This window comes from Paenibacillus sp. FSL R10-2734, assembly GCF_037963865.1.
Taxonomy (GTDB): Bacteria; Bacillota; Bacilli; order Paenibacillales; family Paenibacillaceae; genus Paenibacillus_AQ.
In genome coordinates, this window is the sequence record NZ_CP150170.1 from 474,426 (window position 1) to 486,557 (window position 12,132).

13 protein-coding genes and 2 riboswitches are annotated in these 12,132 nt (G+C 43.9%); of the genes, 10 read left to right on the forward strand and 3 right to left on the reverse strand.

Annotated features, from left to right (window positions below):
• The first annotated feature begins 122 nt into the window (after positions 1–122).
• Positions 123–2,183 carry a PBP1A family penicillin-binding protein gene (locus NSS67_RS02190; RefSeq protein ID WP_339318116.1) on the forward strand — a complete coding sequence of 687 codons (2,061 nt, stop codon included), beginning with the start codon at positions 123–125 and terminating at the stop codon, positions 2,181–2,183.
• A 202-nt stretch (positions 2,184–2,385) separates the two neighbouring features.
• Positions 2,386–2,859, forward strand: a complete 474-nt coding sequence (locus tag NSS67_RS02195) for an AbrB/MazE/SpoVT family DNA-binding domain-containing protein (protein WP_339318117.1) — start codon at positions 2,386–2,388, stop codon at positions 2,857–2,859.
• Positions 2,860–2,969: 110 nt separating this feature from the next.
• Here the strand turns inward: NSS67_RS02195 and NSS67_RS02200 are convergent, their stop codons facing one another.
• Entirely contained in the window at positions 2,970–3,476 is a 507-nt protein-coding gene (locus tag NSS67_RS02200; protein ID WP_339318118.1) for a YwhD family protein, read from the reverse strand.
• A gap of 103 nt (positions 3,477–3,579) precedes the next feature.
• On the opposite strand from NSS67_RS02200, the gene NSS67_RS02205 reads away from it, so the two are divergent.
• From NSS67_RS02205 to NSS67_RS02230, 6 genes are all read left to right on the forward strand, one after another.
• The gene (locus tag NSS67_RS02205; RefSeq protein ID WP_339318119.1) at positions 3,580–5,589 is read left to right on the forward strand and encodes a M1 family metallopeptidase; all 2,010 of its coding nucleotides are present in this window, start codon (positions 3,580–3,582) and stop codon (positions 5,587–5,589) included.
• Between the two features lie 11 nt (positions 5,590–5,600).
• Complete coding sequence (locus tag NSS67_RS02210; protein ID WP_339318120.1) at positions 5,601–6,431, forward strand: hypothetical protein; 831 nt, start codon at positions 5,601–5,603, stop codon at positions 6,429–6,431.
• A gap of 214 nt (positions 6,432–6,645) precedes the next feature.
• Positions 6,646–6,783: riboswitch (cyclic di-AMP (ydaO/yuaA leader) on the forward strand.
• Between the two features lie 53 nt (positions 6,784–6,836).
• Entirely contained in the window at positions 6,837–7,265 is a 429-nt protein-coding gene (locus NSS67_RS02215) for a C40 family peptidase (protein WP_339320482.1), read from the forward strand.
• A 360-nt stretch (positions 7,266–7,625) separates the two neighbouring features.
• Positions 7,626–7,767: riboswitch (cyclic di-AMP (ydaO/yuaA leader) on the forward strand.
• A 5-nt stretch (positions 7,768–7,772) separates the two neighbouring features.
• Positions 7,773–8,264, forward strand: a complete 492-nt coding sequence (locus NSS67_RS02220; protein WP_339318121.1) for a C40 family peptidase — start codon at positions 7,773–7,775, stop codon at positions 8,262–8,264.
• Positions 8,265–8,457: 193 nt separating this feature from the next.
• Entirely contained in the window at positions 8,458–8,943 is a 486-nt protein-coding gene (locus NSS67_RS02225; protein WP_339318122.1) for a GNAT family N-acetyltransferase, read from the forward strand.
• 127 nt (positions 8,944–9,070) lie between these two features.
• Positions 9,071–9,427, forward strand: coding sequence for a cytochrome c (locus NSS67_RS02230; RefSeq protein ID WP_339318123.1), 357 nt, complete (start codon positions 9,071–9,073; stop codon positions 9,425–9,427).
• 82 nt (positions 9,428–9,509) lie between these two features.
• Here the strand turns inward: NSS67_RS02230 and NSS67_RS02235 are convergent, their stop codons facing one another.
• Positions 9,510–9,797 carry a 4a-hydroxytetrahydrobiopterin dehydratase gene (locus NSS67_RS02235; RefSeq protein WP_339318124.1) on the reverse strand — a complete coding sequence of 96 codons (288 nt, stop codon included), beginning with the start codon at positions 9,795–9,797 and terminating at the stop codon, positions 9,510–9,512.
• A gap of 227 nt (positions 9,798–10,024) precedes the next feature.
• Positions 10,025–10,318: a hypothetical protein gene (locus tag NSS67_RS02240; RefSeq protein WP_339318125.1), complete on the reverse strand. Its 294-nt coding sequence runs from the start codon at positions 10,316–10,318 to the stop codon at positions 10,025–10,027.
• A gap of 206 nt (positions 10,319–10,524) precedes the next feature.
• On the opposite strand from NSS67_RS02240, the gene motA reads away from it, so the two are divergent.
• A complete protein-coding gene (gene motA, locus NSS67_RS02245; RefSeq protein ID WP_339318126.1) occupies positions 10,525–11,328 on the forward strand; it encodes a flagellar motor stator protein MotA in 804 nt (267 codons plus the stop codon).
• Positions 11,312–12,130, forward strand: coding sequence for a flagellar motor protein MotB (motB, locus tag NSS67_RS02250; protein ID WP_339318127.1), 819 nt, complete (start codon positions 11,312–11,314; stop codon positions 12,128–12,130). The genes motA and motB overlap by 17 nt, the downstream gene beginning before the upstream one ends.
• The last annotated feature ends 2 nt before the right edge of the window (positions 12,131–12,132 follow it).

The following is a 12,132-nucleotide window of genomic DNA, read 5'->3' on the forward strand; positions in this document are numbered from 1 at the left end:
ACACTTTGTTCTCTTTTGTCTAAATCTTCCTGTCAAAAGTCCTATTATCAAGTCGGCTAGTTATACAATGAATATCCTTCCAGTTCCTTTCCCATAATACAAGGAGAAAGGGGTCTGGTACCATGACACGTGAATCGACAAATCCACCCAAACGAAAAAACCGCTTCCGCCGTTTATTCCAGCTGCTGGTAGCCATAATCATATTGTTTCTACTGACCACTGGAGCTCTGCTCGGTTACCTATATCAAAGGGATCTCCCCCCCATTGGCGATGATGTGCGCTCCAAGCTATTCGACTCCAGGGGCAATATTCTTGCCACCTTTACCTCAGACGGACGTAGCCGTGAACCAGTCAAATTAAGTCAAATTTCTCCCCTGCTCATTGAAGCCACACTAGCTGTCGAAGACCGTAAGTTTTACGAGCACTCCGGGTTTGATATGAAGGGAATGGCTAGGGCTGTACTCGTCAATCTAGAAGAGGGGAACCGAACGCAAGGGGCTAGCACACTAACTCAGCAGCTCGCGAGAAATCTCTATCTATCCCACGAGAAGACATGGACACGCAAGGCCAAAGAGGCCGTGTATACGATGCAGCTGGAGATGAAATACAGCAAAGATGAAATCTTGAACATGTATTTAAATAACATCTACTATGGTCATGGTGCCTATGGCATCGAAGCAGCGTCACGGATGTATTTTGGCAAATCTGCAGCGGATTTAGACCTTGCAGAGAGCACCATGCTGGCTGGAATTCCAAAAGGACCAACCTATTATTCGCCATACAATCATATAGACAACGCTAAGAAACGCCAGAGAATCATCTTGACCGTCATGACGAATTTAGGGAAAATCTCACAAGAAGAAGCGGGGCAGGCTGTTCAGGAGGACTTGAAGTTAAAACCGCAAGGTCAAAAGGATACTACAGTGGCTGCACCTTACTTCAGGGATTATATTCGCAATCTGGCCATAGAGTCTCTCCACATTAGCAGTGATGAGCTAGAACAAGGTGGGCTGAACGTCTATACCACGCTTGACCCTGACATGCAGCATGCTGCAGAACATGCGGTCGACCAAGAGATGGATCAAAAGAGTGATCTGGAGACTGCGCTTGTATCCATCGATCCTCGCACTGGTTACATTAAGGCAATGGTCGGTGGAAAAAATTATCGTACCAATCAATACAATCACGCTCTAGCCACCACACGTCAGCCTGGCTCGTCCTTTAAGCCGATCATGTATTTAGCCGCACTCTCCTCCAAAGAGATGACTGGTCTTTCCGTTTTCAAAAGCCAGCCAACGATGTTCCATTATGATAACAATCGCAAAACCTATCAGCCTCGAAACTTCGGGGATAAGTATCTGGGTGAAATCAACATGCGACAAGCGATCGCAGCATCCGACAATATTTATGCTGTGAATACGATCATGAAGATCGGCGCGGATAAAGTAAGCGAGATGGCTGCGAAGATGGGCATTGATAGTCCGCTTCAAAGCGTGCCTTCACTGGCACTTGGCACCTCACCGATCAGTCCGCTAGAAATGGCTGCCGCTTTCGCAGTCATTGGAAACAGCGGTCAGAAAATGCCGACCACGGCCATTCTAAAAATAACGGATTCAAATGGTATGGTCCTGTATGAAGCACCTAAGCCAAAGGGTGAAGCTGTTGTAGAACCCTCTGCCGCCTATGTATTGACCCGTTTAATGGAAGGCGTATTTGAGACAGGGGGAACAGGTAATCGTGTAGCTTCTATAATCAAACGTCCAGTGGCCGGCAAGACTGGAACTACGGATGCAGACGGCTGGATGGTAGGCTTCACCCCTGAGCTATCCACAGCAGTTTGGGTTGGATATGACAAGGGGCGCGACATCACAACTACTGACGGTCGACGCGCAGCTCCAATTTTCGCAGAGTTTACTGAAAAAGCGTTGGAAAATATCCCGCCTAAAATTTTCCCCATTCCAGATGGAGTGGTTAGTGTATACGTCAATCCGCAGTCCGGCAAGCTAGCTACTGCAGCCTGTCCCGAAAAAGAACTTGAGACCTTCATTAGTGGAACTGAGCCCACTGAATATTGTGATCAACATGGCAAAGGTCCTGCTGTCGATGATGTACAAAGCAAAGTAGATCCTGCTGAAGAAAATCGTTCCCTGTGGAAAAATATTAAACGCTGGTGGTTGAATTAGCCTCTTCATTTATTGAAGAGGTTTTTCTTTTTTATAACTTATTTATTGTAGAATCCATAAGATCTTCAAACTCGATTTTCACCTCTCCCACAAAGGATGTAACCGCTTTATTTTATGTATCGACCCCATTCTCTTAAATCACAATTACTGCTATAATAGTTAGTAGCAACCAAAATATAAAGATGTAAATGAGGGACATGGGATGAAGGATACAGGCATGATCCGGAGTTTAGACAGTCTTGGGAGAATTGTGGTTCCCGCAGAAATCCGTATGACTCGTAATATCGACATTGGTGATCCTATCGAATTTTTTATATTAAACGATAACACCATCATACTTAGGAAGTACACCTCGACAGAATGTACGTTTTGCAGAAGCCACGACCATGTCACCTACTATAAAGAGCAATTTATTTGCAGTAGCTGTCTAAAAGAAATTGCCGATCCTGAACGCATGTCTCAAGTGCCGGAGGCACGTCAAGATTTCGCAGGCGAAGTGTCAGAGCACATCAGCACAGTCCGGAAGACGAAGACAGAGGATATGTGCCAACGCTTGGAGCGGGCCATAGAAGATCATCCCTATGCCAATCAGAAGGAGCTTGCTGAAATCCTCGGCATCAGTCAAGCCAGAGTAAGTCAACTCAAACGCAAACTTAGTACGGCAAGCAAATCGTAAAATTAATTCAATGTATATTTTGTTCAATCAAAAAAAGGCTTCGACGCTCCTATTTCAGGATGTCGAAGCCTTTTTTCTGTATTAGGTAACCCTGTCTTGGTGATCCGTCCCTACTCGGTCAGAGCAGCCTTAAGATCATCAGAGGACGCAGTCCACCATGCCTCATTATGAGAGATCAAGAGGGATTTTAGAGCAGCCTTTTCAACTGCACCAAGCCCTCCCACATCGATTTTGCGTTTTAGAGCAGCATCCAACTTATTGACATGCTCGGCGAGAATTTTCCAACCGCGGCGCGCTTCTGTATCAATCCACATTTCACAGGCCGTTATTCCACCATAGAATTGACTATCCTGCGTACGGTCCACTGCTACCCATACCACCCAAACCTGTCTTCCGTTAGGTACATCTTCACGATTCATGGAGAATTTAATACCCTTTTCAACCTTACTCTTGGCATGCATGGCACCGATATCAATGACTGCTTCACCGTTATCAATAATGACAGGCGATACGTTATTGAGCTCTATAGAACCTGCTCCAAAGCCTTTATGTTTACTTTTCGCATTCACAATATTTAAGGCAATCTGTTTCTTGCCCTCCGGTTGTATGTTGTCCACGAGTGCACACCCTTCCTTTTACGAATAATTTAATTTTAGCTAATAATGCGGCGATTGCAAACATATACATCCCGTAGATGCTTGTCACGGGAGGAATCACAGTATGAAGTCACTGTCATTAAGGTACATCATCATCTTTGCGACCCTGGCCGTCCTCGTGCTATTAGGAGGAGGAATATGGGCCTATTCAGGGGATAACTCTACATCCTCTGTTATTAGCTATGTTTCAAAAGAGGCCAAGTCCTCAAGCGGCACAGCTCCTGCAGTGGCACCACAGCAGACACTGCCTGATAGCGCCCCCGTTCCTGCAGAGGAGGCATTAAGTCATCGAGTTGTCGAGTATCACATCGATGTTCAGCTTGTTCCTGATACAGAAACTTTAATCGCTTCTGAGACGGTAACCTGGACACACCCCGGTGTAAAACCAGTAAGTGAGCTATATTTTCATATGTATCCAAATGCTTTTGCTTCACCAAATACTACCTTTATGAAGGAATCCGGAGGAACGCTCAGAGGTGACACCATGCCAGAGAACGGCTTCGGAAGTATGACTTTAACCGATCTACGCACGACAGAAGGAACATCGCTAATGCAAAGAGTGCAATTTGTACAACCCGATGATGGTAACGTCAACGATAAGACACTCCTAAAGGTACATCTCCCACAACCTGTTAATGGTGGAGAAAGTGTCACACTTAAACTCCAGTTCGAGGTCCAGCTCCCCAAAATATTTGCCCGTATGGGCGCATCAGGGAATTTCGTGATGGCTGGGCAATGGTTCCCTAAGCTTAGTGTATACGAGCCTCTGGGCACGCGTGGGGTCAGAGAAGAAGGCTGGGATTTGCATCAGTATCATGGTACCTCTGAGTTTTACAGCGATTTCGGCATCTACAATGTAACGATTGCCGTCCCTTCCAACTATACGGTGGCTGCGACCGGATTTCCTGTAAAGAATGCCAAGCTGAAACAAGATCAAAAAATATATCAGTTCTACGCCGACGATGTCCATGACTTCGCTTGGGCCGCTTCCCCTGATTTTACAGTAGCAGAAGAAGCCTTCTCTACGCCAGAGGTGCCTGGTGTACGGATTAAGGTGTATCTCGATCCATTGCACAAAGACTTAAAGGAACGATACCTTCAGGCCGCTAAGGCTGCCCTGACCTACTTCAGCAAATGGTATGGTCCTTATCCCTACTCGACGCTGTCTATTATCGTTCCACCTAAGGAGGGCAATGGCGCTGGAGGAATGGAGTATCCAACGCTCATTACAGCGTTTGGAGCCACGGACTCTTCTCCTGACACTTCACTTGAAAGAACTGTCATTCATGAAATTGGCCATCAATACTTCTACGGTATGGTAGCCAGCAATGAATTCGAGGAGGCTTGGCTGGACGAAAGCTTCACTTCTTATGCCGAAGACAGACTCATGGAGCAAGAATACGGTATTAAGACTAATCTCCCTCTGCAGTCCAGCTTGGTAACCAAATCAGAGCCATTAAACTTAGAAACATGGAAATATGCTGAGGCAGATTCCTATAGCCGAAATGTGTATATCCGCGGAAAGCTAGTGCTTAAAGATATTGAACGCCAAGTAGGAACCAAAGCAATGAATAGCATCATGTCCACTTACGCACGTAAATTCCGTTTCCAGCATCCCACTACGTCTGATTTTCAGAAGGTCGTTGAGAAAGTAACCAAAAAATCGTGGCAGCCTTATTTCGAAGATTATATTTATGGTGGTGGTGCTCCTGATTTCTCAGTAGATACGATTACTATTAAAAAGAATGGCAACAGCGATGCTCAGAGCTACGAATCCATAGTGAAGATTACAAACAAAGGGAGTCATTACGTCGACGTTCCCATTAAATTCACATTCTCCGACGGCTCTGCGACAGAGCGGGTCTGGAAAGGTGAAGGAGCAGAAACTACGTTTCAGTTGTTAAGCGATAAGCTTCTCCTCTCTGCTGAGATTGATCCTGAGCATACCATTCTTTTAGAAAGCAAACATCTAAACAACTTCAGACTGGCGGAAATAGAGCCCAAAACGCTCTCTCGCTGGACATTAAGTGTAACTAAACTAGTTGAAACCGTGCTCGGAACTCTTGTCTGGTGAGGTGAATGATTGTGAGAACATCGATAACCCGCGGCTGGCAAAGCATGAAGGAGCAATTTTATATTCTGATTCTGCTCTTCATCTACCGACTGCTCTGGGGCTACTTTATGTACGGTTTCATTCGGTCTGCTATCGTTCCAATTCTACTACGCTATCCAGATAAAGATGCTGGAGGCAGCGGAATGGGCAGACTACTCTATTATGTCGAAGGGCAGTTCAGCTTGAACACAGATCCTGCGATACGTACTTGGTTATGGATGTTCCTAGGGCTTGTTGTCTTGCGACTGCTACTCTCCCCCTTTATAAGGGCTGGATTACTGCATGAACTCCACCAGGAGCGAAAAGGAGAGCGTGGCCTGTTCTTTTTTCCCGGTATGAAGCTTTATGGATTGCCAGTGTTTATCTTCAGTCTAATTGAATGGGTGTTGGTTCTACTTCCGTTATATTGGCTTGCTCCAAAAATGTACGGGCTATTCTTATCCTCCTTTCTGAACTACTCTTTGTTGCTCCATCTAGTTCCATACGTATTGGCATGGCTTATATACATTTTTATCGTGCGTCTGTTTCTTCTATATATGCAGTTTGGTTATACCAGTGGTATGGGGATGTTCTCCTCCCTATTCATCTGCTTGAAGTCACTTTTTCCAGCAATAGGAATTTCCATCGTGCTTGGTGCAGGCGGTCTGCTCCTTCTGCTAGTGTGCGGACTAACTGGTATCTTCTGTCCTGGCCTACCCGCACTTCTTATTCGTCAACTCTCTTCACTGCCTTCAACACTCTTCAAAATGTGGGGGATCTCCGCACAATATCATCTATGGCGCAGTAAAGCATTTCCACAATAATTTTAAGCCTTGCAGAACATAATATAAAAGTCCCGGTTCCTGAATCAGGAGCTGGGACTCTTTTGCGTTATAGATAAATTATTAGGATTTGCAAAATGGTAAAGACTTTGTTACAATAAGTCCTGTTCCATTAGTAACAAGTTTGTAATCATTTGAAACGATTTCTACATAACTTCATGTATTTGTCGTAGTCATGTCGATAAGTCACTAACTGGTGCATAAAACGCCGAATTCCTTGCACCGGGAAGTGGGGGAACCATATTTTGGGTGAATTGATCTCGCTTTGCAGTGATCATAGGGAAACTTCTACCGAACCCTTAAGCTAACCTCACAGGCATTGGAAGGGGTACATTTTTTTTGAAGAACTTAAGAAAAGCATGCGTCGCTGCGACGCTAGGATTAGTAATGGCATTCTCTATTGGTGGTGGAAGCGCCTTTGCAGATTCGAAAATGGACAGTGTTATCTCAAAGACTATTGGAGTTGCCTATAAAACCGGAGGCACTAGCACTAAAGGATTTGACTGTTCTGGATTTACTACGTATGTATTCAAGAATATGGGTCTTTCTTTGCCCCGTACCTCAAAAGCTCAATATAATGTCGGAACTCCTATAGCTAAAAGCAAGCTGCGTTCAGGCGACTTGGTTTTCTTTAACACATTGGGTAGCGGCGTATCCCATGTTGGAATTTATGTTGGAAACGGTAAATTTGCACAATCTTCTTCTTCACGTGGTGTAACTATCACTTCACTTAGCCAGTCCTACTGGGCCAATCGCTACGTTGGTGCTAAAAGAGTAATGAGTACTTCCTCATATCAAGCTGTAGCCTACGATTAATACTTCCCCACAACTATAACCTCACAATTATAACTATATGAACCTGGATTTGATTATTGCCGTAATCGAATCCAGGTTTTCTTTTGCCTTATTATATTCTTTACACCACTAGAACGGGCTCTAAACACTTTTATTTGATAAATATTTCTATAAATATGAAAATTAGTTTAATATTATCGCTTACATATGCATTTTGTCTTTAAAAATACGAATTTTTCTGCATGATTATGTTAAAAACGATTGCCAAGCGGCACTCCGTTTGTTACAATAACTGCAGTAAGATTTTAGTAACATTTTTGTAATCATTAAGTTGTTATTTACAAAGGTTTTGTCATGTATTGATTACAAGCTATTCCTAATCAACAGTCTGAGCCGAGTTTCCTAACTATTAGGGAAACGGGGGAACCAACTTTGGGTGAATTGACCTCCATCTTTAGAGGGGTCATAGGGGACCTTCAACCGAACCCTTAAGCTAACCTCGTAGGCATCTGGAAGGGGTATAAACTTTTGAAGAAGAAGTTAGCAGCAGCTGTACTCAGCTTTTCCATTATCTTCACCATCGGAGCAGGAAGCGCTTTCGCGGATTCCAAAATGGATAAAGTGATCGACAAGACCATCGGAACTAAATACGTATCCGGCGGCGTCTCCACAAATGGATTTGATTGCTCCGGATTTACAATGTATGTGTTTGATAAAGTTGGTATCAACCTACCACACCAATCAGGCTCCCAATATCAAATGGGTACAGCTATTTCCCAGGATGATTTAAGATCTGGAGATCTTGTATTCTTCAATACAAGTGGTAAGGGTGTCTCACATGTCGGCATTTATGTCGGTGAAGGCAAGTTTGCACATGCTTCTTCCTCACGTGGTGTAACGATTAGCTCCCTGAGTGACAGCTACTACGTGAAACGCTACATCGGTGCTAAACGGATTATGAGCACAGATGCTTATCAATCGGTTGCTACTGGTTCAGAAGATAATGATGATGTTCAATAAGTAAATCGTACATAGGCTCTTTCCAAGATGTAAATTCTTGGGGAAGAGCTTATTTTTTTGTCTTATTTAATATTTACCCCACTCAAAATTTGTAAAACAATAATCCTCATATAAAGTTTCTAAGTCTTTCATCCCTCTTTTTGTATATAATTAGTTACAAGTAAGACCCTCGTGAAAGGAGGTCTTTGACCTTATGATAAATCCCTCGATTACTTTTCATGTAGCTCCTATGGAGACCAGTCACGCGGAAGAGATTTGCAACTGGGATTACACTCCCCCTTATAATATTTACGGTTGGATGCCGTGGGAGCAAATGAAGGCTCTTGGAATCGAGTTTGGTGACCCTCAGTTACGGAATGAGCAATATATCTCCATATTAAATGGGCAAGGGGCTTTGAGCGGATTCGCGCAGCTATTCCCGATGGAAGGTGTTGTTCGTTTAGGGATTGGCATGCACCCCGACCTATGCGGCCAAGGTCTAGGGAAATTATTTGTGGACGCAATTGTGCAAGCGGCCTTGATTCGTTATCCTGAACGTGAAATTGATCTAGAGGTACTGACCTGGAACCAGCGAGCAATCCGAACTTACCAAAAGTGTGGATTTACGATTACAGATACGTATGAGCGCCAAACTCCTACAGGTAACAAACCTTTTTATTGTATGGTCTATGACAAATGATATTATATTCCATATATTTCAATGAATTGATTGAATTATCGTTCATTTTTTTGTCACAAACCCTATGATAACGCTTCACCTTGAGCTATAATGTAGGGAGCAGCTTACATAGAAGGGACGAACTGGGATGCAGAAATGGATCATGAGCGGTTTGTTTTTTGCCGCCTGTGCCTTTGCGGTAGTACTTATGTTTACACTTCCGGGTAAAGAAGAAGTAGCTGAAGAGAATAAACCTACGATGCCAGTAGTTCAACTGGATGCGGCTAAGGCAGAAGCAACCGTGAAAGCCAGCTGTATCACCTGCCACGGAGATCAGCTTCAAGGTGGAGTTGGACCGAGTCTTCAAAATGAAGGTGGTCAGCATGACGCCGAAGAGATCTACAGCATCGTCACTAAAGGACGCGGTCAAATGCCTTCCTTTAAAGAGAAGCTAGCTCCTGAGGAGATTGCTAACATCGCCCTCTGGCTCTCGGAGAAAAAGTGATCCACCTAAGCAACTAAAAACGCCCATGCCAGAAGATAGGTTACTATCTGGGCATGGGCGTTTATTCATGAGCTTGACTACACTAATGATTTTTCTCAAAGGCTTCATTAAATTCATGTGCCTCTCGAATATCAAGAGCCGTAATACCGTCTTCCTCATTTGATTTCAGTCTTAGGGTTACTGTCTTATAATCAATCGTAATATGTGGATGATGATCAAAGGCTTCTGAGATGGTGGCTACTTCATCAACGAACGCAATGCCCTTCATATATTGGCTGAACATATATTTTCGCACCATGGTGTTCTCTTCCAGTTTCCAGCCTTCCAGCTTGCTGATCTGCTCACGCAGTTCTTCTTCCGTAAATATCAATTCATTTCCTCCCTTACTAAAAATTGCAGTAAAATCCGCAGGTCGCTTACTTGTCTTATTCGTTAAACAAAACATCCCTTAGCTTCTGAGGTCCAAGGGATGTGCCAGGATAAAGGCAATATTTTCGATTAAATGTATTCAAGAATCCCAGCGATTATAACTCGGCTATACCAATTTTACCACGGGCTACTAACTACGGGCAAATCACGCCCCGCCGCTCCCTCTTCTTAAATCAAAATAACAGAGGCTAAATCCTCTTCTCCGACTAAAATATTAATGCGGTGCGTGTCCTTATCGTATATGATAACGCCGCTCCCCACCTCAATCATAGGTTCATTACCCAGCGCGAAGAAAAGATCCTCAGCCAGCGCCTCCCATACTTCCAGCTTGGACTCCTGCGGCAATTCTTGCCACTCTACCGGATCCATTTCAAAAAATAAGTACCCATCGGAAATTCGTCCGACAGCCTCGGTCAAATCAGTTAGGATTTCACCGTAATCTCTACCATGTTTTACACCCACATGTATCACTCCGTTTTCTCCACAGATGAATAATTACTTACCTTATCCATTATAGCCGAAAAAATGACTTCACAAAAAACGGAATGATGTCGATAAATAAGAATATACGTTATTCGGTTTCGCACAGAGTGCCACGCCGCTGTTTCAAGGATGATATACGCGGCTTTGTCGGAACACATCTTATAATCTCATGGACGAGGTGCATAATGGAAATTTCAACAATACTTGGTTTAATTTTTGGTTTAGTTGCAGTAATTTGGGGTATGATCCTCAAGCACGCTCCTCTTCACGCTTTGGCCACACCCGCTGCTTACGTTATTATCTTAGTGGGTACGGCGGCTTCCATCTTCATGGCCTTTCCTTTCTCGGAGGTCAAAAAGATTCCAAGTCTGTTTAAAATAATTTTTGTTCAAAAAAAATTAATCAGTAAACCCCAATTAATTTCTATGTTCATGGAATGGGCTTCTATCACACGGCGTGAAGGTCTACTAGCTCTTGAGTCAAAAGTCGATGAAATAGAAGATAATTTCCTCAGAAACGGCATGCGGATGATTATTGATGGGAATGATCAAGATTTTGTCCGCGATGTTCTCATGGAGGATATCCATGCCACAGAGGATCGACATAAAGCCGGAGCACTCATTTTCACTCAGGCAGGTATGTATGCTCCTACCCTTGGGGTACTCGGGGCGGTTATCGGTCTTATCGCCGCTCTGGCTGATATGAGTGATATGAACAAATTGGCTGCAGCTATCGGGGCTGCCTTCATCGCAACACTACTCGGGATCTTTACAGGTTACGTGTTATGGCATCCTATTGCCAATAAGCTAAAACGACTTTCCAAACGAGAAATTGAAGTTCGAATGATGATGGTCGAAGGTCTCTTGTCCATACAATCCGGTGTATCCACTATTGCCATCAATCAGAAGCTTGCTGTCTTCCTAACACCTTCGGAACGAGCCAAGTTAAATGATGAGAAGGAGGGTGGATCGGGTGAGCAAAAAGACTAGACGACACGAAGAGCATGAAGAACACGCCGATGAATCGTGGCTACTGCCTTATTCTGACCTTATGACCCTTCTGGTAGCATTGTTTATTGTAATGTATTCTATGAGTGCAACAGACGCCAAAAAATTCGAAGAGATGAGTCAAGCCTTCAGTTCCGCTCTTAATGGGGGTACAGGTATTCTTGAAGAACGGGCGGCAATGCCTACTAAGAGTCAACAGGATCTAGGAAAAAATGATCAAGTGGATCAATCAGTCACTAAGAAAAACGAACAAACAGAAATGGCTAAGCTGCGGCAAAAGGAACAAGAGGATTTAGAGAAGCTTAAGAAGCAGTTTGATCAATATATTAACAAAAACGGTCTTACCGATCTGCTCAGTACTAAGCTGAATCAGTCTCAGCTTATGATTACGATAAGTGATAACGCGTTGTTCGCTTCCGGACAGGCTGTAGTTAAAGATGATTCTCGGCAATTAGCAAAGTCCATCTCAGCTATGCTGCAGCAATTCCCGGATTATGATGTGGTCGTGCAAGGACATACCGATAATATTCCTATCTCTAATAGCAACTATTCTTCCAACTGGGACCTGAGTGCGGATCGTGCCCTTCAGTTTATGAAGATCTTGCTAACGAATACCAACCTGAATCCACGGAAATTTAGTGCGATTGGATACGGGGAGTACCACCCCATTGCGGAAAATACTACAGCAGTTGGGCGAAGTAAGAACCGCCGGGTTGAAGTGTCCATTATTCGTAAATATCAAGAAACCAAAGAGTTCTCAGGAATCGCTCCTTCAGATGAGTAATG